Annotated in this window: 17 protein-coding genes; 10 read left to right on the top strand and 7 right to left on the bottom strand. The window is 75.0% G+C overall.

What is annotated here, in order from left to right; genetic code table 11:
- Window positions 1-100: 100 nt before the first annotated feature.
- On the bottom strand, window positions 101-1,258 hold the full coding sequence (locus ABT247_RS09495; protein WP_350740593.1) for an acyl-CoA dehydrogenase family protein: 1,158 nt from the start codon (window positions 1,256-1,258) through the stop codon (window positions 101-103).
- Between the two features lie 196 nt (window positions 1,259-1,454).
- Here ABT247_RS09495 and ABT247_RS09490 point away from each other — a divergent pair, with 196 nt between their 5' ends.
- Complete coding sequence (locus ABT247_RS09490; RefSeq protein WP_350740590.1) at window positions 1,455-2,603, top strand: TetR/AcrR family transcriptional regulator; 1,149 nt, start codon at window positions 1,455-1,457, stop codon at window positions 2,601-2,603.
- 71 nt (window positions 2,604-2,674) lie between these two features.
- Here ABT247_RS09490 and ABT247_RS09485 read toward each other — a convergent pair whose 3' ends face one another.
- Window positions 2,675-2,980, bottom strand: coding sequence for a hypothetical protein (locus ABT247_RS09485; RefSeq protein WP_350740587.1), 306 nt, complete (start codon window positions 2,978-2,980; stop codon window positions 2,675-2,677).
- A gap of 255 nt (window positions 2,981-3,235) precedes the next feature.
- On the opposite strand from ABT247_RS09485, the gene ABT247_RS09480 reads away from it, so the two are divergent.
- From ABT247_RS09480 to ABT247_RS09460, 5 genes are all read left to right on the top strand, one after another.
- The gene (locus ABT247_RS09480) at window positions 3,236-5,140 is read left to right on the top strand and encodes an ATP-binding protein (RefSeq protein ID WP_350740584.1); all 1,905 of its coding nucleotides are present in this window, start codon (window positions 3,236-3,238) and stop codon (window positions 5,138-5,140) included.
- A gap of 69 nt (window positions 5,141-5,209) precedes the next feature.
- Window positions 5,210-7,576: a hypothetical protein gene (locus ABT247_RS09475; protein ID WP_350740564.1), complete on the top strand. Its 2,367-nt coding sequence runs from the start codon at window positions 5,210-5,212 to the stop codon at window positions 7,574-7,576.
- A gap of 509 nt (window positions 7,577-8,085) precedes the next feature.
- On the top strand, window positions 8,086-9,966 hold the full coding sequence (locus tag ABT247_RS09470; RefSeq protein ID WP_350740561.1) for a threonine/serine exporter family protein: 1,881 nt from the start codon (window positions 8,086-8,088) through the stop codon (window positions 9,964-9,966).
- A gap of 88 nt (window positions 9,967-10,054) precedes the next feature.
- On the top strand, window positions 10,055-11,134 hold the full coding sequence (locus tag ABT247_RS09465; protein WP_350740558.1) for a hypothetical protein: 1,080 nt from the start codon (window positions 10,055-10,057) through the stop codon (window positions 11,132-11,134).
- A 239-nt stretch (window positions 11,135-11,373) separates the two neighbouring features.
- The gene (locus ABT247_RS09460; RefSeq protein WP_350740555.1) at window positions 11,374-12,648 is read left to right on the top strand and encodes a C40 family peptidase; all 1,275 of its coding nucleotides are present in this window, start codon (window positions 11,374-11,376) and stop codon (window positions 12,646-12,648) included.
- A 106-nt stretch (window positions 12,649-12,754) separates the two neighbouring features.
- On the opposite strand, the gene ABT247_RS09455 is transcribed toward ABT247_RS09460, so the two are convergent.
- The gene (locus ABT247_RS09455) at window positions 12,755-13,282 is read right to left on the bottom strand and encodes an SMI1/KNR4 family protein (protein ID WP_350740552.1); all 528 of its coding nucleotides are present in this window, start codon (window positions 13,280-13,282) and stop codon (window positions 12,755-12,757) included.
- A 234-nt stretch (window positions 13,283-13,516) separates the two neighbouring features.
- Between ABT247_RS09455 and ABT247_RS09450 the strand changes: the two genes are divergently transcribed.
- Window positions 13,517-14,038: a GNAT family N-acetyltransferase gene (locus ABT247_RS09450; RefSeq protein WP_350740549.1), complete on the top strand. Its 522-nt coding sequence runs from the start codon at window positions 13,517-13,519 to the stop codon at window positions 14,036-14,038.
- Between the two features lie 40 nt (window positions 14,039-14,078).
- Window positions 14,079-15,359: a GNAT family N-acetyltransferase gene (locus tag ABT247_RS09445; protein WP_350740547.1), complete on the top strand. Its 1,281-nt coding sequence runs from the start codon at window positions 14,079-14,081 to the stop codon at window positions 15,357-15,359.
- 128 nt (window positions 15,360-15,487) lie between these two features.
- On the opposite strand, the gene ABT247_RS09440 is transcribed toward ABT247_RS09445, so the two are convergent.
- Complete coding sequence (locus tag ABT247_RS09440) at window positions 15,488-16,288, bottom strand: TetR/AcrR family transcriptional regulator (protein WP_350740544.1); 801 nt, start codon at window positions 16,286-16,288, stop codon at window positions 15,488-15,490.
- A gap of 192 nt (window positions 16,289-16,480) precedes the next feature.
- On the opposite strand from ABT247_RS09440, the gene ABT247_RS09435 reads away from it, so the two are divergent.
- Window positions 16,481-17,059 carry a GNAT family N-acetyltransferase gene (locus ABT247_RS09435; RefSeq protein WP_350740541.1) on the top strand — a complete coding sequence of 193 codons (579 nt, stop codon included), beginning with the start codon at window positions 16,481-16,483 and terminating at the stop codon, window positions 17,057-17,059.
- Here the strand turns inward: ABT247_RS09435 and ABT247_RS09430 are convergent.
- Entirely contained in the window at window positions 17,044-17,523 is a 480-nt protein-coding gene (locus tag ABT247_RS09430; protein WP_350740538.1) for a macro domain-containing protein, read from the bottom strand. The genes ABT247_RS09435 and ABT247_RS09430 overlap by 16 nt on opposite strands.
- A gap of 9 nt (window positions 17,524-17,532) precedes the next feature.
- Complete coding sequence (locus tag ABT247_RS09425) at window positions 17,533-18,897, bottom strand: MFS transporter (protein ID WP_350740535.1); 1,365 nt, start codon at window positions 18,895-18,897, stop codon at window positions 17,533-17,535.
- A 113-nt stretch (window positions 18,898-19,010) separates the two neighbouring features.
- Between ABT247_RS09425 and ABT247_RS09420 the strand changes: the two genes are divergently transcribed.
- On the top strand, window positions 19,011-19,988 hold the full coding sequence (locus ABT247_RS09420; RefSeq protein WP_350740532.1) for a LysR family transcriptional regulator: 978 nt from the start codon (window positions 19,011-19,013) through the stop codon (window positions 19,986-19,988).
- A gap of 151 nt (window positions 19,989-20,139) precedes the next feature.
- Here ABT247_RS09420 and ABT247_RS09415 read toward each other — a convergent pair whose 3' ends face one another.
- Window positions 20,140-20,748: a YceI family protein gene (locus ABT247_RS09415; protein WP_350740529.1), complete on the bottom strand. Its 609-nt coding sequence runs from the start codon at window positions 20,746-20,748 to the stop codon at window positions 20,140-20,142.

Below are 20,748 nucleotides of genomic sequence, written 5' to 3'. Positions count from 1 at the left end.
ACCCACCTGAGGGCGGCGCGCCCGTCCGAGCACCGCTCACCGTGGCCACGGCCCCACGGGACGCGGCCGCCCCGGCGCTTCCGGGGCGGCCGTGCCGCGCCTACAGTCCGAGCGACTTGGCGACGATGCTGCGCATCACCTCGCTGGTGCCGCCGTAGATCCGGAACACCCGGTTGTCGGTGTAGAGCCGGGCGATCGGGTACTCCAGGATGTAGCCGTAGCCGCCGTGCAACTGAAGGCACTTGTCGATGACCACGGAGGCCGACTCGGTGCAGAACAGCTTCGCGGCGGCCGCGTCCGCGACGCTCAGCTCACCGTTCTGGTAGAGCTCCAGCGCGCGGTCCACCATCGACTGCTGCGCCATCACCTGGGACTCGCAGTCGGCCAGGGTGAACTTGGTGTTCTGGAACTCGGCCACCGCCTTGCCGAACACCTTGCGGTCCTTGACGTACTGCACCGCGAACCGCACCGCCGCCGCGGCCGCCGCGTAGGCGCCGACGGCGATCGCGAGGCGCTCCTGCACCAGGTTGTGGGTCAGGTAGGAGAAGGCCTTGCCCTCCTCGCCGAGCAGGTTCTCCACCGGCACCTTGACGTCGCTGAACGCCAGCTCGGCGGTGTCCGAGCTGCGCAGGCCGATCTTCTGCAGCTTGCGGCCGACGGTGTAGCCGGGCGAGGTGGTGTCCACGCACAGGATGGACAGCCCGGCCCGGCGGTCCTGCGGGTCGTACGGCGAGGTCCGGCAGACCACCAGGACCAGGTCGGCCAGCACGCCCCCGGTGATGAAGGTCTTGGCGCCGTTCAGGACGTAGTGGGTGCCGTCCTCGGAGAGCCGCGCGGTGGTGGCGATGCCCGCGAGGTCGGAACCGGCGCCCGGCTCGGTCATCGCGATCGCGGTCATGATGTCGCCGGAGACGAAGCCCGGCAGCCAGCGCCGCTTCTGCTCCTCGTTGGCGTACTCCAGCAGGTAGGGCAGCACCAGTCCGGTGTGCACCCCGGAGGAGCCGAAGCTCACGCCCGCCCGGGCGGTCTCCTCGGCGATCACCGCCTGGTACTTGAAGCCGCTCTCGCCCGCGCCGCCGTACTCCTCCGGCACCTCGATGCCGTAGACGCCGAGCTCGCCGAGCTTGCGGTAGAAGTCGCGCGGCGGGTGGCCGTCGGCCTCCCAGCTCTCGTAGACCGGGACGACCTCGCGGGCGATGAAGTCCCTGATGGTCTCCCGGAAGGCCTCGTGGTCCTCGTTGAACACGGTGCGGCGCACGGCGGCGCTCCCTTCGACGACGCCGGCCGGCGTACCGGCCACGGCGGAACGGCCCAGGTGGTGGCCCGACAAGTTAATCCCGGGTAGCTTCCGGTGTCCAGAGTCGACCGGCCCGGAATTCCGGGCGGACGGCAGCGTCAAGTGAATCCTTGCTAGCCTTCGGACGGCGTTCGAAGCGGCCCGAGGGAGGTGCGCCATGGTGGTCCGACGGCCGCCCGGCCGGCGCGCCCAGATCCTCGCCGTGGCCGCCGACCGCTTCCACCGCAGCGGGTACCACCAGGTCTCGATGACCGAGGTCGCCGCCGGGGTCGGCATCACCGCGCCCGCGCTCTACCGCCACTTCCGCGGCAAGCCCGAACTGCTCGACCGCGCCCTCGGGCTGGGCCTGGCCGCACTCGGCGACGGGCTGCGGGCGGCCGGCAGCACCGCCGAACTCGGCGCCGTCCTGGCCGCCGTGGCGGTCGGCCACCGCCCGTTCGGCACCCTGGTGCAGCGCGACGCCCGGCTGCTGCCGCCGGCCCGGCGGGCGGCGCTGCGGCGCGAACTCCGCGCCGACGTCGCCCTGATGACCGCGCTGCTGCGCGCCGAACGGCCCCGACTGGGCGGAGCCGACGCCGAACTGCTCTGCTGGGCGGCGCTCTCGGCCTGTTCGGGGCTGTCCTACCAGAGCGCCGCGCCGCAGCCCCGGCGGGCCGAGGCGTTGCTGCGCGAGATCGTCGCGGCCGTCCTCGCGGTGTCCCTGGACGGCACGGCCGCCGGTCCCGGGGTCGCCCCCGCGCCGGAACCCCGCGCCCACGGCCGCCGGGAGGAACTGCTCGCGGCGGCCGTCCGGCTGTTCCACCAGCGCGGCTTCGACAACGTCAGCACCGACCAGCTCGGCGCCGCCGTCGGGATCTCCGGCCCGAGCGTCTACCGGCACTTCGACAGCAAGGCCCACCTGCTCGCCGCCTCCCTGGAGCGCAGCCGCGAGCGGCTCCGCCAGGAGGTGGAGGGGGCGATCGGGGCCGCCGACGGGCCCCGGGCGGCGCTCTCGGCCGGGCTCGGCGCGTACGTGGACTTCGCGCTGGGCAACGGGGACTACCTGGGCGCGATGCTCAGTGAGACCGAGCGGCTCGCGCCACCGGACCGCCGGGCCGCGGTGGAGTTCCGCCGGGACTTCCTGCGCACCTGGGTCGCTCTGCTGCGGCAGGTGCGCCCCGAGTGCGACGCGGTGAGCGCCCGGATCCGGGTGCACGCGCTGTTCGCCCTGGTCAACGACGGGGTGCGGAACCGGCCGCACAGCGCCCGCCCGGACCTCGGGGACTGCCTGGGGCGCCTCGGCCGGGCGGTGCTGGGACTGTCCTGACGCACGGACGGGCCGGGCGTCCGCGCCCCGCTTCGACGGGGCGGGCGCCCGGCCGCTCGGCGGTCACGCCGTCACTGGCCCTGGGTGTCGGAGTTCCCGTTGCCCTGGAGGGCGCCGATGTTCCCGCCGTTGCCGGTCACCGCGAGGCCGTTGTTCTGGTTGCTCGCGCCCGAACCGGTCGCCGTCTGCTGGGTGTTGACCACGTTGCCGTGGACGTTGCCGATCACGTTGCCCGAGCCGGTGTTGCTCACGACGCTGCTGTTGGAGTGGTCGGCCGCACCGGCGCCGCTGTCGGCGTGCGCGGTGGCGGCGCCGACGCCGACGAGGAGGAAGGCCCCGAGGGCGGTGACGGCGGCGGCTGCGCGAATACGGGACACGCTGGTCTCCCTGGAGTGGAACTGCCCGGGTGGCGCGCTCCGGAGTGGCCGCTCCGTGGCGCCGTTGTCTGACGTCGCATGATCAGCATTCACCGGCGGCGTGGGCGAACTCCACCGTACGGGTGGCATTTCCCCCGATGGGGGGTCCGGTCGATCCGGCATTGACCGCGCGGCGCCACCGGCCCGCTGTCATGCCCGGCATCGCGCGAAGAAAGAAATGGTCGCCGGATTGTCGCACTGGCACACTGGGGACCCATGTCTGAAGGTGCCCCGACCGAGCCCACCCCCGCCGAGGACCTGCGCACCACCGAGGTCGATCTCGGCGGCCTGGTGAACGTCCTCGCCACCCACCTCTACTCCACGCCGCTGGTCGCCCTGCGCGAACTCGTCCAGAACGCCCACGACTCGCACACCCGCCGGCTCCTGGAGGACCCCCAGGGCGAACACCGCCCGATGATCAGGGTGCGCGCCGACGCCGTGCGGCGGACCGTCGCCGTCGAGGACACCGGGGCCGGCCTCACCGAGCCGGAGATCCACTCCTACCTCGCCACCGTCGGCACCGGCTACACCCGGATGCTGCGCGAGCTGACCGGCAACCAGGAGCTGATCGGCGCCTTCGGCCTGGGCTTCCTGTCCGCCTTCTCGGTCGCCGACGAGGTCACCGTCACCACCACCTCGCACCGCGAGCCGGGGCTCGGCCACCGCTACCGCAGCCGCGGCGGCGAGCAGTACCGGGTCGAGCGGGTCGCCGCCAGGCCGCAGCCGGGCACCGTGGTCGAACTGGCCCTCAAGCCCGAGCACGCCCACCTCGCCGACGAGCACGCCCTGCGCGAAGTCCTCGGACGCTACTGCGTGCTGCTGCCCATCCCGGTCTACGTCGGCGAGGACACCGAGCCCGTCAACGCCGTCCAGGTGCCCTGGCGCCGGCCCGTCGACGGCGACCAGCACGCCGCCCGGATGCGCTTCGCCAACGCCTTCGGCCGCCGCTTCGAACCGCTCACCGCCTTCCCCGTCCACCCCGTCGAGGGCGCCACCGACGCCGTCGGCCTGCTCTGGGTCCAGGACGGCGGCACCTACGGCAGCACCGACAACCGCGACCTCGCCGTCTACCTGCGCGGCATGCTGCTCGCCGAGGACGCCCGCGACCTGCTGCCCGGCTGGGCCGGGTTCATCGGCGGCGTGGTCGAGTCCAACCGGCTCACCCCCACCGCCAGCCGCGAGGACCTCCAGCGCGACGAGCACTACCGTGCCCTGCAGCGGGCCCTCGCCGACGCCGTCGTCGACGGCCTGTACGAGACGGCCCGGCTGCGGCCCGCCGTCTGGCGGCGCATCCTCACCCGGCACGGCCAGGACCTGCTCGGCGCCGCGCTCTGCGACGAACGCCTGTTCACCCTGCTCGCCGACGACGTCCCGGTGCCCACCTCGCAGGGCGACCTCACCGCGGGCGGCCTGCGCGCGGCCGGCGGGGGAGCGGTGCACGTCGCGCTCGGCAGCGGCGGCGGCTTCGAGGAGATGCTCTACCGCGCCATGCGGGTGCCGATCGCCCGCGGCGACCGCTACGCCGTCCTGCCGTTCCTGCGCCGCTACGCCCAGCTGCGCGGCTGCCGGCTGGTCGAGCTGGGCAGCGAGCAGGGCAACCGCGAACTGTTCCGCGACCCGGAGCGCCCGCTGCCGCCGGAGGAGTCGGCCTGGCTGGCCGGCGCCCTCACCGACCCGGGCGAGCAGCTCGTCCCGGCCCGCTTCGACCCGCCCGGCCTGCCACTGGTCCTGGTGCCCGACCGCGAGGCCGAGCTGAAGGCCCGGATCGAGGACGACCAGGCCGACGCCCGGATCCCGTCCGCCGCGCTGCGGCTGGCCCGGTCGTTCACCGCCCGCACCGGCGGCGAGGTCAAGGCCCGGCTCTACCTCAACCTGGCCTGCCCGGCCGTCCAGGACCTGCTCACCGCCTACCGCGCCGGGCACACCGGCAGCGCCACCGCGGCCGGGCTGCTCCGCTCGCTCAAGGTGATCATGGCCTCCGCCTCGGCCGGCCCCTCCGAGGGGGACCTCGGCGCCGCGCTGGCCGGCATCGGCACGGCGGTCTCCGCGCTGACCGCCGCCGTGCCGGCGGGCCTCCCGGCCGTCCCGGACAGCCCCGGGGCGCTGCCGGAGCAGGCGTGACGGTCCGCCCGACGGATTGTCAGTGGCCCGCGGTAGACAACTCATGAGCACGACGCAGGGGGAGATCCCATGACGACCGACATCTGGGCCTGGGTGCACGACACCCACCGCCAGCTGGCCGAGGCCGGCCACAGGCGGCTGGCCGACGCCATCTACGAGCTCCCGGGCCACGCCAACGAGGGCCGCAACGACCAGCTCGACGCGGTCTACCCGGAGGCGGTGGCCTCCGCCCGGGCGCTCGGCCTGCCCTGGGTCGAGGTCTACCTGCGGCACTGGCGGATGCAGAACCTGCTGAACAAGCGCCACCAGGGCGAGCAGGCCCTGCCCGAGGCGGTGGACCTGCTGGAGTTCGCCCACCGGGAGGAGACCGCCGGCTGCCCCCAGTCGGTCTGCGTGGTGCAGGACTTCGCGATCTGCCACGCCCGGGTCGACGGCCCCGGCTACGTGCCGGAGCGGCTGGAGGTGCTCGGCGAGACACTGGCCAGGATCGAGCCCGCCCGCGCCTGCTTCGACTGCCTCTCCCGCGAGTACGCCGACGCGCTCGAGGACGACGGCCGCCCCGCCGAGGCGCTCAGCCACCTCGACACCGCGGCCGCCCGAATACAGGCGGCCGGCGAGCGGCTCTCGCTGCACTTCCACCACTCGCGGGCCGGCACCCTGCACCGCCTGGGCCGGCACGAGGAGGTGCTCGCCCTGATCGACACCGCCGAGCGGGCCGAGCGCGCCCGGGGCCGCGAGATCGACGAGAGCGACCGGCTCTGGGGCGGCCTGCTGAGGGCCCGCGCGCTGGCCTCGCTCGGCCGGACGGACGAGGCGCTCCCGCTGCTGCCCTCCCGGGACGCCGCCGAGCGCCACGCCGACCTGCGCCACGCCTGGACGGAGACGGTCGCCCTCCTGGTCGCGGCCGGCGCCTGGGAGAACGACGCCGAACTGGGCGCCGTCCTGGCCGGCTGGGTCGGCTACCTGGACGGCACCGGCTCGCACCGCCCCTGCGTGGACCTGGCCCTGGCGGCCGGTCGGCTGGCCGTCGCCCGCGGCGCCCGCACGGTGGCCCTCACGCTCACCGCGACCGCGGAGCGCAAGCTCACCCGGCTGCGGCGCACCGACGGCGTGGCCGAGGACGTCGCGGCCCTGCGCGCGGCCGCCGAGGCGCTCCCGGTGCCCGAGCTGCCGGTGCCGCCCGGCGAACTGACGGCACACCTGGCCGAGGCCCGGGTGCCCTTCGAGACCGGCGCCGACCTGCTCTCCGTCGCCCTGGACCGGTACCGGGGTGAGCAGGCCGGCGCCACCGAGGTGGTCCTCCTGCTGGCCAACGTGCTGGGCGGGCTCGGCCACGCCCGCGCCGCCGCCGACCTGCTGTGGCGCCGGCTGGACGCCGACCCGGACCACCAGGAGCTGATCGGCACCCTGGGCCACGCCCTGATCCAGGCCGCCGACGCGGAGGGCGTGCGCCGCCTCGCCGACCGGCTGGCCGCCACCAGCCCGGCCGACGGGCACTGGGTCCGCGCCCGCTGGGCCGCCGCCGAGGGCCGCTGGGCCGAGGTGCTGGAGCAGTGCGGGGCGATCCTCGCGCTGGACGCGAGCCGGATCAACACCCGCCGGCTGGCCGCTGCCGCCGCCACCCGGCTGGGCGACCACGCCACCGCGCAGCGGCTCTACCAGGAGCTGCTGGAGCACGCCCTGCCGGCCGAGGAGGCCGCGGAGGAGGACCGGCACCGGACGGTCCAGGAGCCCGACCTCTGGCACCTGATCACCGCGGCCACCGCCAACCGGGACTGGGCCGTGGTCCGCGCCACCGGTGCCCGGCTCGGCATCGAGTTCGACGCGCCCGAGGGCCCGGTGGACGAGGAGTGGCAGCTCGTCACCGTTCGGGCCACCCGCACCAACGGCTCGACGGCCGACCTGCCCGCGGTCCGGACCGGCCCGGCCACCGCCCGGATCCTGCCGGTGCTCGGCGACGACGTGGCGCTCAACCACGGCGACGTGGTGGTGTTCGCCCCGGCCCTGCTGGAGGAGCCGCCGGACGAGGGGGTCCCCGAGGCGGAGCGGGTCCGCTGGCGTCCGGTGTTCGAGCTGCTGACCCTGCTCGACCCGGCCGGCTACACCACCTACTGGATCGACGGGGCCTGGCCCGGCGACGAGGCCTGGACCGCGCTGCGCGACGGGCTGCGGGAGGCCGGCCACGCGGTCTGGGCGTACAGCGGTGAGCAGTACCACGTCCACGACCCGGCGGACGAGGACGAGGAGGCGATGACGTTGCCGGGCGTCTACGCCGCGCTCGGGGTGCCGCCGACCGCTTCGGCCGCCGAGGCCGACGCCTTGATGCACCGGCTCACCGCCGACTGGGAGCACCCGCTCGCCTGGTTCGACCTGGCCAAGGCCGCGGGCGCGGACATCGCCCGGCACACGGAGATCATCGATCGTTACGGGCTCTGAGCCCGGCCCGCTCCGTCCCGTCCCGCCGAGCTCACCGTCCGCCGGGGTACCCCGAGGCCGTCCGGTCGGCATCTGCCGGCCTCGGGGGTCCCCGTGGTGATCCCCGGCGCCCCGCGCCGTGGCCCTGACGTGGCGCGGCTCCCGTGGCGTGTCGCGGCGTCCCGTGGCGTGGTGTCCCGTGGCGTGGCGTGCCGCGGTGTGCCGTACCGTCCCGGGTCGGTCTCCGGGGCGGTCGAGCCGCTGCGGGTTCCGGGTCCCGCCGTCCGGCTCGGTACCGGCCGCCCGCCCCACCGTGCCGGGTGGGCGATCGCGGCGCAGGTCGCGGGACGTCTCGTACATGTGCGTCAAGCTGTTCGATCAGGCAAGGTGTAACCCGAGATCGAACGGTGGCCGGCGGCCACCAGGGGCGGCGAGGAGCGCAAGTGCCGAAGCGGGGCCGACCGGGTGCGGGCAAGCGGACGAGGGGAGGCCGGGCGGTACGCCAGACACGGCAGGCGCCGCCGAAGCCGGTGCACCCCGCGGACGCACCGCCCACCGAGGGCCTGCTCGGCCACCCCGCCCCGCCCGTCGAGCCCACCACCGTCGTCCCGCTCGTCCCGCCCGCCCCGGAGACCAGGGGGCTGCTGGCGCCGGAACCGACGGGGCCGGCGCCGGAGCCGGCTGGGGAACCGGCACCGACGCCGGCACCGACGTCGGCACCGGAACCGGCCGGGGAACCGGCTGCGCGGCCGGAACCGGCGGGGCCGGCACCGGAGCGGTCCCCGGCCCGGGACGCCGAGCCCGGGACCGAACCGCACCCCGAGCTCACCGTCGACCTGCGCCCCCGGGACGCCCGCCCCGAGGCGGGCCGCCCGGCCCGGCGGCGCTCCGTCGCCGAGGACACCCTCACCCCCGAGGAGTGGCGCGCGGCCGGCTACACCCCGCCCACCGGCATCCCGATCCCCGAGCTCACCCCCGGTGCCCCCGGCGAGGCGCCCTGGCCGGACCGGATGCGCACCCTGCTGCGCACCCCGATGTCCGAGCGCCCCGCCTTCGAGCGGACCGCCCGGGAGCTGCACCCCTCGGCCGGCGCAGCCCGCAACGTCCCCCGCATCCTCGACCTCACCCTCCGCATCGGCGAGCTGATGCTGGCCAGCGGCGAGGCGGCCGAGGACGTCGAGGCCGCGATGCTCGGCATCGCCCACGCCTACCGGCTGGACCACTGCGAGCCGCAGGTGACCTTCACCCTGATCGGCATCTCCCACCAGCCCTCGCTGGTGGAGCCGCCGGTCACCGCCGACCGCGTGGTGCGCCGCCGCACCTCCGACTACACCCGGCTGAACGCGGTGTACGAGCTGGTCGCGGACATCACGGCGGAGAAGGTGACGGTCAACGACGCCTACCGGCGGCTGGCCCTGATCCGCCGCAACCGGCACCCGTACCCGGCCTGGCTGCTCGCCCTGACCACCGGTCTGCTGGCCGGCGCGGCGACCTTCCTGGTCGGCGGGCAGGCCGACGACAAGGCCTGGCTGGTCTTCGCCAGCGCCTTCGTCGCGGCGGTCCTCGGCGACCGGCTGGCCTCCGCGCTGGCCCGGCGCCGGCTGCCGGAGTTCTACCAGTTCGTGGCGGCCGCGATGCCGGCCGCGGCCTCCGGGATCATCCTGTCCTTCAACGACTGGGGCCTGCGCGGCTCCGTCGTCATCACCGGCGGCCTGTTCGCCCTGCTACCGGGGCGCGCCCTGGTCGCCGCCGTCCAGGACGGCCTGACCGGCTTCTACATCACCGCGGCGGCCCGTCTGCTGGAGGTGATCTACCTGGTCGCGGGCATCGTGATAGGCGTCATGGTGATCCTCTACCTGGGCGTCGGCTTCGAGGCGAAGCTGCGTCCGGACGAGAGCCTGGCCGGGGTCAGCTCCCCGCCGATCCAGATGGTCGCCGCGATGCTGCTGACCCTGGCCTTCGCGATGCTGCTGCAGACCGACCGCCGCACCCTCGCCCTGGTCACGGCCAACAGCGGCATCGGCTGGGCCAGTTACGGAGCGCTGGTCTACAACGCGGGGGTCAACCAGATCGCGGCGACGGGTGTGGCGGCCGGTCTGGTCGGCCTCTTCGGCCAGCTGATGGCGCGCTACCGCAACGGCTCGGCGCTGCCGTACGTGACCGCCGCGATCGGCCCGCTGATGCCGGGTTCGGCGCTCTACCTCGGGATGCTGGCCTTCGCCCAGGGGCACTCCAGCACCGGCCTGGTGTCGGTGTTCCGGGCGGCGGCGATCGCGATGGCGCTGGCGGTCGGGGTCAACCTCGGTGGCGAGATCGCCCGGCTGTTCCTGAAGCTCCCGGTCGGCGCCGAGCTGCCGTCGCTGCCCCCGGTGGTGCCCCGCCGGGCGGCGAAGCGCACCCGGGGGTTCTGACCGTGCGTTGACCCGTGTTGGAGCAGCGTTGGGCTCCGGGCCATGTCACGGCAGGCAGTACGCAGGACCAGGAACGAAGGTAAGACCCATGACCACACTGCTGGACGGCTACCGCGAGCACATCGTCAGCGCGCACAAGCAACCGCTGTTCCTGCTGCTGGTCGGCTTCATCGTCTCCTTCGTCTTCATCCGGTTCAGCGTCCGGATGATCCGCGCCCAGGTGCGCTGGTGGCCCGGCAACGTGACCCCGGGCGGGCTGCACATCCACCACATGGTGTTCGGCCTGGGCTTCCTGCTGGTCGGCGGCATCGGGGTGTTCGCCACCTACGGAGGGGCCCCCTGGATCGACTGGTTCGGCCTGGTCTTCGGCATCGGCTGCGGTCTGGTGCTGGACGAGTTCGCGCTGATCCTGCACCTGAACGACGTGTACTGGAGCGAGCAGGGCCGCAAGTCGGTGGACGCGGTGATCTTCGGGATCCTGTTCACCGCGCTGCTCCTGATCGGGTACGTCCCGTTCGGCGCCCTGCCCGGAGAGGACACCCGGTGGGGGCTGATCACGGTGATCTCGGTCAACGCCCTGGCCTCGGTGATCACCCTGCTCAAGGGCAAGGTGTGGACCGGCCTGCTCGGGATCATGGTCCCCGGCCTCTCCTGGATCGGCGCGATCCGGCTGGCCCGCCCGAGCAGCCCGTGGGCCCGCTGGCGCTACAAGCCGCACTCCCGGCGCCGGGCGCGCGCGCTCCGGCGTGAGCGCCTGCTGCACCGGCGCGCGGACCGGGCCCGCACCTGGCTGTTCGACCTGATCGCCGGAGCGCCCGACAAGGTGCCCGCCAACCACCCGGCGGCGCATCGGGTCGCCGAGCGGATGGCCGCCCGGGCCACCGCCCACCTGGACGCGCACGCGGCCCGCTCGCTGGCCCGCCGCCGGGCCCGCCTGGCCGACCGGCGCTCGGCCGCCGCCGGGGCGCCGCACTCGCCCGCGGCACCGGCGCAGCCGGCCGAGGCCGTCCACGGCAGCGGCCCCGGCCGCACCCGCGGGGCGCAGCAGCGGCGCCGTACGGTCCGGGCCGGGCGCAACCGGACGTACGCGCTCGGTACCGCGGGGCAGGAGACGCGGCCCGAACGGCACCCCCGCCTGCGGCCGCGCACCCGCCGGATCCGGCGGTAGTCCGCGCGCCGCGCTCGAGCGTGCCGGCGTGATGCCCGATCAGATCATCAGATGCTCACCCGACCGGTGGAGCGCGTTCCCGGCGCGAAATCCGCCGGAATTGAGAACATGGTCCGTCAGTGACCGTTCTGTCACGTGATGGGATGATCCGTCGGACCTTCCGCCGCCCGGGCCGCCGCCCGCCCGTGCCGCTCGGCGTCCGCCGCCCGTCCCTCCGGACCCACGAGAAGGGATGTCCCGTGGCGCGCAGGCTCCTGCCGACCCTGCTGTTGTCCCTCACCGCCCTGCTCGGGCTGCTCCCCGCGGCCCAGGCCGCCCCCGCGGACCCCGAGCCGCCGGCCGGACCGCCCCGGGGCGCGGCCGCGGGAGCGGAGCCGTACCCGACCCCCGAGGAGATCGACCGGGCCCGCGCCGAGGCCGACGGCAAGGCCGCCTCGGTCTCCGCCCTGGAGGCCGCGCTCACCACCGCCCGCTCCGAACTCGACCGGGCCGGGCGCGGCGCCGAACAGGCCGTCGAGGCCTACAACGGCGCGCAACTCGCCCTCACCCGGGCCCGCGCCCAGGAGGCGGCGGCCGCCCGACGCGCGGCCGCCGCCGAGGCCGCCCGCTCCGAGGCCGCCGAGGACGCCGCCCGGCTCGCCGCGGAGACGTACCGCCAGGGCGCGGGCGCCGAACTGTCCGCACTCAACGCCCTGCTCGGCGCCCACGGCGCGCGGGACGCCGGCGACCGTGCGGCCGCGGTCGGCGTGGTCAGCGAGCGCACCCGGCAGATCCTGGACGCCGCCACCTCCACGGCCGCCGCCGCCAAGGCCGCCTCCGCCACCGCCCGCACCGCCACCGCGGCCGCCGAGAAGGCCGCGACCGAGGTCGGCGCCGCCAGGGCGCGGGCCGAACAGCGGCTCGCCGCCCAGCAGGGCGAGGTGGCCGCCGCCACCCGGCGCCGCGAGCAGCTGCTCGCCGAACTGGCCGCCGCCCGGCACACCACCGTCGAGCTGGAACGCAGGCGCCGCGACGCCCTCGAGGCGATCGCCGCCCGCGAGGCCGAGGCGGCCGCCCGCGCCGCGGCCGAACAGGCGGCTCGCGAAGCCGAAGCAGCCGCCGCTGCCGCCGCCACCCCGGCAGCACCGCCGCAGCCGCGGCCCTGGTCCGAGCAGGGCGCGGCCGCCGCCGTGGCCTTCGCCCGTTCCACGATCGGCCTGCCCTACGTCTGGGGCGGCGAGGGCCCGGACGGCTACGACTGCTCGGGGCTGACCATGATGGCCTGGCGCACCGGCGGCAAGCAGCTCAACCACTTCGCCGCCGACCAGTACGCCCAGTCCACCCCGATCACCTACCGCGACCTGCGCCCCGGCGACCTGGTCTTCTGGACGGACACCGGCCGTGCCGAGGACATCCACCACGTCGGCCTCTACATCGGCGACGACCAGATGATCGAGGCCCCCCGGGTCGGCATGCCGGTCAAACAGGCCAGCCTCTGGATCATGGGCACCCCGGACTTCTACGCCCGCCCGTAGCGGTCCGGCCGCCCGTAGCGGTCCGGCCGCCCGTAGCGGTCCGACCGCCCGCAGCGGTCCGCCCGGCCCGGAGCCCCGGCAACAGGCCGGGACAGGGCCCACGGAGTCAGCGGCAGAGATCCGTGATCGTGTCCTCGAAGTCGGGGAACTCCAGGGTCGCTTGCTCCACGACAGCAGTGGGCGGCTGCCGTCGGTCGGGGGCGAATCGTTCCGCGACGGCCGTGAGCTCCGGGTCGGGCCGCGGTGTCCGGTCGGGTTCGTACGAGGTGGCTGCTTCGCAGGGGCCGAAGCCGCCGGCCAGCAGCCACAGGAAGTCGCCCAGGTCGCGGGCCAGGACACCGGTCTCACCCTCGGAGCCGAGGAAGACGACGGGCTGGTCAGGGAGCGGGCGGTCCGGGCGGATCAGCCAGAACGCTGCGTATCCGCCGGTACCGTCCTGGCCGAACACGCGGAAGTCGTCGCCGTTCAGCTCCGTGTTGCCGGTCCAGGCCCGGAACCAGTCGGTGGTGTCCTCGGCGGACAGGAAGGTCGGGAAGGGCTCGAAGTCGATCCCCTCGCCGTCGTCGAAGTCGAACGGGGCGGCCAGTGCGGCGGCGAGTGCGGGAGGGAACCGTCGGTCGTCGGTGTGTGTCACGCGCAGAGGCTAGCGATCACCGGTGTCACCGGAGAGCCGCCCCGGCACGCGGCCCGGGGCGAGGCCGCACCTCCTACCGACCCACCTCGGCCGGGCGGGACGCCGTGGACGACGGCGCGACCTACCGCCGACCGCGAGCTCCGGGCCCTGTCCCCGCGGCCGTGACCGGCCTCGGCCGCGGATGTCAGTGGCCGCCGCTAGCGTGGCCGGTCCGATCACCCCTGAGGAGGCACCGTGCGGTTGCGGAACGTGGAAGCGGGCGACATCGAGGCGTACGTCCGGATGCGGTGCGACGCCGGGATGATGGCCGAGCTGGGCGGCCCGCTGCCGCGGGAGGCGGTGGAGGAGCGGCTGCGCAAGGACCTCCGGCTGGTGGCGGAGGACAGCGCCTGGGCCAAGATGATCGTCCCGGACGGCGCCGCCGACGGGGAGGTGGCCGGCGCCGTCATGCTCTGGCAGGCCGAGGAGGACGGCGCCGTCGTCAGCGAGATCGGCTGGATGGTGCTGCCCGAGTACCAGGGCCGCGGCTTCGCCAAGGCGGCGACGCGTGCGGTCCTGGACGCCGCGGCGCAGGACGGCCGCTGGGGCGAGGTGCACGCCAACCCGGGGGTCGCCAACGGCGCCTCCAACGGGATCTGCCGCACCCTCGGCTTCCGGCTGCTCGGCGAGCGGGACGTCGACTTCGCGGGCCGGATCCTGCGCACCAACCACTGGGTGGTGACCCCGGGCGAGCACACCGGGTCGGGTACGGAATAAATCGGATGCCCCGCCCGGCGGGCCGCCGTACGGTGGCCGGATGGGCAACAGCAACGATGACGCGGCCGTTGACACCGTGAGCGGGCTCCAGGTCCGGGCCGTCTCCGTGGACGAGGTCGAGGCCTGGAACCGGGCGCTCAACCTCGGCTTCCTGCGCCCCCACGCGGGCGTCGCGCCGGACCTGCGCCGCAGGCAGTGGCAGCCGGGCCGGATGCTGGCCGGGCTGGACGGCGACCGGCAGGTCGCCACCTTCCGCAGCTTCGACGTGGAGCTGACCGTCCCGGGCGGTGCCGTCGTCCAGGCGGACGCGATCACCAATGTGACGGTCAGTTCGACGCACCGCCGCCGGGGCCTGCTGAGCGCGATGATGCGGCGGGACCTCGCCTCGGCCGCCGAGCGCGGCTGCGCGGTCGCCATCCTGGTCGCCGCCGAGTACGGCATCTACGGCCGGTTCGGCTTCGGCCCGGCCACCCGGGGCAGCGGCTGGAAGGTCGACCTGGGCCGCGCCGGCGGCCTGCGCGAGGGCCTGCCGGGCGTGCCGGGCGGCCGGATCGACTTCGCGACGCTCGCGGAACTGCGCGAACTCGGCGCCCCGCTGTACGACCGGTGGCGGCTCACCCAGCCCGGCGCGATCGCCCGGGACGACATCTGGTGGCAGCGCCGCACCAACGAGATCCAGGTGCCGGGCGACGACTTCAAGGAGCCCTTCGCCGCCGTCCACCGCGACGCCGACGGCGAGGTCACCGGCCTGGTGGTGTACCGGGTCGACGACAAGTGGGACGGCTCCTACCCCGACTGCACGCTCACGGTGGACGACTTCCTCGCCCTCGACCTGCCCACCGCGGTCGAGCTGTGGCGGCTGGTCCTGTCCGTCGACTGGGTGCGCAAGGTCGTGGTGGACAACCTCTCCCCGGACGACCCGCTGCCGCTGCTCCTCCGGGACCCGCGCGCGGCCACCCCGCACGAGGAGAACTCCGACTTCATGTGGCTGCGGCTGCTGGACGTCGAGGCCGCCTTCGGCGCCCGCACCTACGGCGCACCCGGCCGGGTGGTGCTGGAGGTCGAGGACCGGCTCGGCTACGCCTCGGGCCGCTTCGCGATCGAGGTCGCCGAGGACGGCAGCGGCCGCTGCACCCGGACCACCGACGACGCCGATCTCGCCCTCGGCGCTTCCGAGTTGGGCTCGCTCTACCTCGGTTGCGAGACGGCCCCGAGGCTGGCCGCGGCCGCCCTGCTCACCGAACTGCGTCCGGGCGCGGCGGCCGCCGCGGACCTGCTGTTGCGCGCCCCGCTGCAGCCGTGGACGCCGACCGAGTTCTGAACCGCCCGGACGCGCCGGGTGGCCGGCCCGCGCACGGCGGGCCGGCCCCCGGGTGTTCTCCGACGTCCCGGTCCCGGCGGCCGGAGCCGGGCCCACCGCGGCCACGACCCCGACGCCGGCCCCCAGCGCTACTTGACCGCCGTCCTGCCGATCGTCGGCAGGATGAAGTCCTGGATCAGCCCCTTGGCGTCGCGCACGATCGGCCGGAACACCCGGTAGCGCGAGAGGTTGATCACCCGGGCGGCCATCGGAGTCGACCGGCGGACGAACTCCCGGGTCCGCTCGGTGTCCTCGGTCCGGTCGAAGACCCAGTAGAGGACGACGACCATCAGGTTCAGCCAGAGCACGTCGGGCAGCAGCTCCACCAGTTCGGCGTCGAGCTTCGGAGCCAGGTCCGAGCCCTGGAGGACCTCGCGGAACAGCCCGACCGCCGTCGCCCGGGCCGGGTGGGACTCGTCGGAGAACGGGCTCAGCGAACTGGTCGGGTCGGCCGCGGTCCGGAAGAACTGCGCGGCGAACTCGTGGTACGGAGCGGCCGTGTCCAGCCAGGAGGTCAGGGCGATCTCCAGCCGCTCGGCGAAGTCCCGGGTGTGGGCCATGCGGCGCCTGGCGTCGGCCGCGTGGTCGTAGGTCATCCGGTCGTAGAACCCCTGGATCAGGAATTCCTTCGCCGAGAAGTAGTAGTAGGCGTTGCCGACCGAGACGCCCGCCTCGCCGGCGATGGCGCGCATCGTGGTCTTCTCGTAGCCCCGCTCCTGGAACAGCCGCATGGCCGTCTCCAGGATCAGCGCCCGGGTCGCCTCGCTCTTGTCCGTCTTCGGTTGGGCCCGGCCGCCGGGCAGGGGCCCGGTCTCCGTGCCGGGTGCGGCCGAGGGCTCGGCCGCACCCTTCCCGCCGTCCGTTCGGTTCGTCGCTGCCAGGTCGTCCACGGGGACGAGCCTAGCGGGACACGACGCTCCACCCGGTGTCGGTGCTGTCGGTGCTCGCTGCACCGGATGCCCCCTCCGCATCCGGTACCGCGAACCGCACCCCCGTGATTTCGAACGCGTTCAAAACCGCGGGAGCAATGTATCCGGTTCGATTGAACATGTTCAACTCCATCTGTGTGGGAGGCTGGTCAGGTGATCACTTCAGGCCCGCTCCGGATCCGGTACGGCGGAGAGCAGGACGCCGCGAGCGTCGCGGAGCTGCACGCCGACAGCTGGCGCACCGCGTACCGGGGGATCGTCCCCGACGACGCGCTCGGGGACGGGCTGGCCGCCCAGCGGCGCGAGCTGTGGGAGCTGCGCCTCCAGGCCGATTACGGGGAGCCGGAGAACACTCCGGTCCTTCTGGTCGCCGAACAGGCGGGTGTCGTGGTCGGGTTCGTCTACGTGGTGCCCCAGCCCGACGGTCGGGTCCTGGTGGACAACCTGCACGTCCGCCCCGGCCGTACCGGTGGCGGCATCGGCCGCGAACTGCTGGCCGCCGCCCGCGCCCAGGCCGCCGAACGGCACCCCGGGGCCGAGCTGTACCTGGAGGTGCTGAGCGGCAACACCCGTGCCGTCGCCTTCTACGAGCGGGAGGGCGGGGTGCGGGTCAGGGTGCAGGAGGGTGTCTTCCCGGGCGGCCATGTGCTGCCCGAGTACGTGTACGCCTGGCCGGCCGCGCCCGGGCCGGCCCTCGGACGGTCGTCGACCAGGGGTCAGTCGACGTCGTAGACCGTCACCGGGACGCCGCGCGCCGTCAGCCGGGCCGCCACCAGCGGCTCGACCTGCGCCCAGCGGCCGCCCGCCAGTCCGCAGCCGATCCGCGGCATGTGGACGGAGGCGCCGAGTTCGAGCGCGCGCTCGCCCAGGGCGGCCAGCGCGGAGTCGATGGCCTCGTACCGCACCGGCGCTCCGGTGGAGCGTCCGGTCCGGATGCCGCGCTGGCCGACCATGTTGGCCACCCAGACGTACGGCTCGACCTGCACCAGTTGCAGGCCGCCGAGGCCGAAGTCGTTCGTCGCCCGCTCCCGGTGCCAGCGCCGGAACGCCTTCTCGGGCTCGGGCCAGCGTCTGGAGAGCGCGAGCACGAAGCCCTTGCCCCAGCCGCCGAGGTCGTTGCAGACGTGCGCGATCACCTTCACGCCCTTGCCCTGGGGCGTGGTGGCATCGCCTCGGACGTAGGTGATTCCTGCCATGAGTCGAAGTTAGACGGAGGCACTGACAGCCCGCTCGGAATTTTCCGCCGCCCGCTCCTCCCGCGCCGCGGCCGGCCGCTTGCGCGCCGTCAGGTGGCGGCGGCCGGCCAGGCCGACCACCAGGGCGAGCGCGGCGGCGGCCGGCAGGGCGTATCCGGTGCCGGGGGCGGCGTGCTCGGCGACCGTTCCGGCGAGCGCCGCGCCGGCCGAGATGCCGACCACGATGCCGGACACCGCGAGCGCCATGCCCTCGTTCAACTGCCGCTGCGGGAGGAGCTCCTGGACCAGCGTCATTCCGGTCACCATGGTCGGCGCGGTGGCCGTGCCGGCGGCGAACAGCGCCGCGCCGAGCACCCCGAGTCCGGCTCCGCCGAGCCCGGCCGCGAGCGGCAGCAGCAGCATGCCGGCCATCGCGGCGACCCCGCCGAGGAAGCGCACCCCAGCGGCCCGACGCGGCGTCAGCAGTCCGAACAGCAACCCGGCCACGCAGGAACCGCCCGCGACCAGGGCCAGCAGCCAGCCGGCCGCCGCCCGGTGGCCGAGGGCGTCGGCGTACGCCACGGTGGTGATCTCGGTCGCGCCGAAGACCATGCCGGTGGCCAGGAAGGTCAGCACCAGCACACGCAGTCCGGGCACCCGCACCGGGGAGCGGTGCGCCCGCTCCCGCCCCCGCTCCTGGTCCCGCCCCCACTCCCGCTCCGGCTCCCGCACCCGCTCCTGCTCCCGCTCCTGCCCCCGCTCCCGCGCGGTGTCCGGAGCGGCCGGCAGCGGCGGTTCGGTGCGTCGTTGGGCGGCGAACAACAGGGCGCCGGCGGTGCCGAGCGTGCCGGCGGTGAGCAGCCCGGCCTCGGGGGCGAGCGCCGTGCAGAGCAGCATCGCGAGCACCGGCCCGGCCATGAAGCAGAGTTCGTCCAGCGCCTGTTCGAAGGAGTTGGCCAGGTGCCGGGCGGCCGGGTCGTCCAGGTACAGGTGCGCCCAGCGGGCCCGGGCCATGCCGCCGAGGTTGGGCGCGGCGGCGCCCGCCGCCCAGCAGGGGTACAGCGCCCAGTCGGGCGCGCCGAGCCGGACGCAGAGCAGCAGCGCGAGCAGCGGGACGGCGTTGTACAGCGCGGCCCGCACGGTCACCCGCGACTGCCCGTAGCGGTCCACCAGCCGTCCGAGCAGCGGCATCCCGATCGCGCCGGTGACCAGCCCGGCCGCCGAGACCGTCCCGGCCAGGGCGTAGGAGCCGCGCCGTTCGGCGAGGAGCACCACCAGCGAGACGCCGTTCATCGACAGCGCGAGCCGGCCCAGCAGTCCGGCCAGGGTGAAGGCGGCGGCGCCGGGGGCGGAGAACAGCCGGCGGTAGGAGGCGAGCAGGGCGGGGGAGGGCACGCGGGCTCCTGGGCAGGACGTCGGGGAATGCCCCCACCCTGGCGGCGCGGGCGGCGGGGCGTCCAACACCTGTTTCGCCGCACTCACAACAGGGTGTTGTTAATCTGCCGCGCATGCCCCGCGACCTCCACCCCCGTCTGCTCCGCGGCTTCCTCGCGACCGCCGAGACCCTGCACTTCGGCCGGGCCGCCGAGCGGCTGCACGTCGCCCAGCAGGCGCTCAGCCGGGACGTCCGCTCCCTGGAGGGGCTGCTCGGCGAGCCGCTGTTCACCCGCACCACCCGCAGCGTCGAGCTCACTCCGGCGGGGCGGCGGCTGCTGCCGCGGGCCCGCCGGCTCCTCGCCCTGCACGACGAGATCCTCGCGGAGGCCGGAGCCGGGGCGTCCGCCCGCCCGCTGCTGCTCGACCTCAACAGCGACGTCACCGGCCCGGACCTGACCGGCGACCGGGTGCTCGAACGGGCTCGCGCCGCCTGGCCGGAGGGGGAGCTGCTGGCCCGCTTCCACGGCGGCCTGGCCGCGGCCGCCGCCGAGCTGCTGGCGCACCGGCTGGACGCCTCGTTCGGCCGCTTCGCCGGGCTGCCCGCCCCGGTGCGCGGCCAACTCGCCCAGATTCCGGTGCGGTTGGAGCAGGTCTCGGTGATGATGGCGGACACCCATCCGCTGGCCGGTCGGCCGGTGCTGCGGCTGGCTGAGCTGGTCGGCCACCCGGTCGACATCTGTGCGGGCAACCCGGCCACCACCGAGTGGGCCGACCTCGGCGACCGGCTGCTGCGCGAGCACGGCCTGGCCGCCGCCGCGCCGCACGTCCCGCCGGTGGGCCTGGACGAGACGGCCCGCTACCTGGCCCGGCACGGCGATCCGATGCTGACCACGGTCGGCGGCCCGCGGATCCCGGGGGCGGTCAACGTGCCGCTGGTGGAGCCGGCGCCGCTGAGCCTGGTCAGCCTGGTGCGCCGGCCCGGCGAACGCCATCCGGGGCTGCGGGCGCTGGCCGCCGCGGCGGCCGGACTCGGCGCGGCCGAGGGCTGGTTGCGGCGCCCGCCGGGCAGTTGGCTGCCCGCGGAGGACGCGGCGCTCGTGCCGGGATGAGAACACCGCCCCTGCCCCGGGGGGTCGGGCAGGGGCGGTGGCTCGCGGGCGGCGGCGGGGCCGACCGGGCGGGGTCAGCCCAGCGGGGCCGGCCGGGCGGGGTCAGCCCAGCGGGGCCGGCCGGGCGGGGCCGGCGGCGGGGCCGGTCGGGTCAGGCCGCCTTGACGGCCGAGATGTCGAAGGTCAGCTTGACCTTCTCGCCGATCAGGACGCCGCCGGTCTCCAGGGCCGCGTTGTAGGTCAGGCCGAAGTCGGTGCGGTCCACGACGGCCTTGCCCTCGAAGCCGACCCGCTCGGCGCCGTAGGCGTCGGTGGCGCTGCCGGTGTGCTCGAGGTCCAGGACCACCGGGCGGGTGGTGCCCTTGATCGTGAGCTCGCCGGTCATCCGGTAGGAGTCGTCGCCGAGCGCCTCGGCGGAGGTGCTGCGGAAGCGGATCTCCGGGTAGGTGTCGGCGGCGAAGAAGTCGCCGGTGCGCAGGTGCTCGTCGCGCTGGGCCTGGTTGGTGTCGATGCTGGCGACCTTGATCACCAACTCGGCCGAGGAGTTGGCCGGTTCGGCGCCGTCCAGGTGCAGCTTGCCGTCGTACTCGGTGAAGCGGCCCTTGACGTTGGTGACCATCGCGTGGCGGACCGAGAAACCGATCTCGCTGTGCGCGGCGTCGACGGTCCAGTCACCGCTCAGGTGCGACAGGTCGGGGCCGGCCTGGGGCTGGACGGCGACGGGGGTGGCGGCGGTCTTGGTGCGGGTGAACAGGCCCAT

Origin of the sequence: Kitasatospora sp. NPDC001539 (genome assembly GCF_040298565.1) — a bacterium.
Taxonomy (GTDB): domain Bacteria; phylum Actinomycetota; class Actinomycetes; order Streptomycetales; family Streptomycetaceae; genus Kitasatospora.
Note: the sequence above shows the minus strand (reverse complement) of the source record. Positions and strands in the feature narration are given on the sequence as shown.